Below are 987 nucleotides of genomic sequence, written 5' to 3'. Positions count from 1 at the left end.
CGCAGCACAGCAACGCTATCAAGCCTACTTAGGACTACAGCAGAATACAGCCTCAAGCCTTGCTAATCTTGCTCAGAGTCAGATCAGCACTGGTTATAACGCATATAATCAGGGTATGGCTTACCAGAATCAGTACAATCAGCAGTATCTACAGAATCTACAGAATACAATTAATGTGGGTTCAATTCAGCAGCAACAGCAGCAATATATGCTTGATGTTGGTCGCCAGAATCAACTATTACTACAATCCCCGGCCCTTGCCCGTCTGCAATATATGTCACCAATTCTAGGCCCATTGGCTAACAGTGGCACTACAGGCACACGTAATACCACAACTGTTACACCTGCACAGGGTAACGGTATGATGGGCGGCATTATGGGTGCGGCAGGTGCTGTAGCGGGTGGTTTCTTCGGTGGCCCAATGGGAGCCAGCTTAGGCGCTTCTATTGGTGGATCTATTGGTCAGAGCATGTAAGGAGCTAATTTAATATGTTTATTCAAAGTCAAAACACAATGTTAGCCCCGGAGCTATCGCCTACCGCTGATCAGATGCTATCTCATTTCATCGGTAACAGTGCGCGTATGCGTAACCAGATTGCACAGCCTCTACCAACAGCACAGGGCCAACAGGAACAGGGCGAAAGCCAGCAAGATAATCAAGGGCAGCACATTAGCCAAATGGAGCAAGCCATTAGCCCAATCAAGCTAGATAAGTTTGATTTAGCTAAAGATTATACCACTGAAAAGCATGATAACTTTATTTCTAATCTGGAATCAGATCCCGCTGTACAAGAGTATAGCGAGGATTTCCACACCTATTTAGAAACTCTTAATCAGGGCGTACAGAGTGGGCAGCTAACACAAGATGAGGCGTTACAATACGGGCATGATTATATTCAGAATGTAGTTAAGCCAGTTATTGAGAAACATCATAAGGGAAGCACAGCAAAAGGGTTACACGCTAAACCAGAGCCAGAGATCCCGGAA

Annotated in this window: 2 protein-coding genes; both read left to right on the top strand. The window is 45.5% G+C overall.

Annotated elements, in window-relative coordinates; all coding sequences use genetic code 11:
• The coding region (locus N1032_RS23875) for a hypothetical protein (RefSeq protein WP_259542916.1) at nucleotides 1–475 on the top strand (475 nt) is incomplete at its 5' end.
• Nucleotides 476–582: 107 nt separating this feature from the next.
• On the top strand, nucleotides 583–987 hold a 405-nt coding region (locus tag N1032_RS23870), incomplete at its 3' end, for a hypothetical protein (protein ID WP_259542913.1).

It is taken from the genome of Herbiconiux daphne, assembly GCF_024979295.1.
Classification (GTDB): domain Bacteria; phylum Actinomycetota; class Actinomycetes; order Actinomycetales; family Microbacteriaceae; genus Herbiconiux; species Herbiconiux daphnes.
This window is presented reverse-complemented; position numbering and strand designations above follow the sequence as displayed.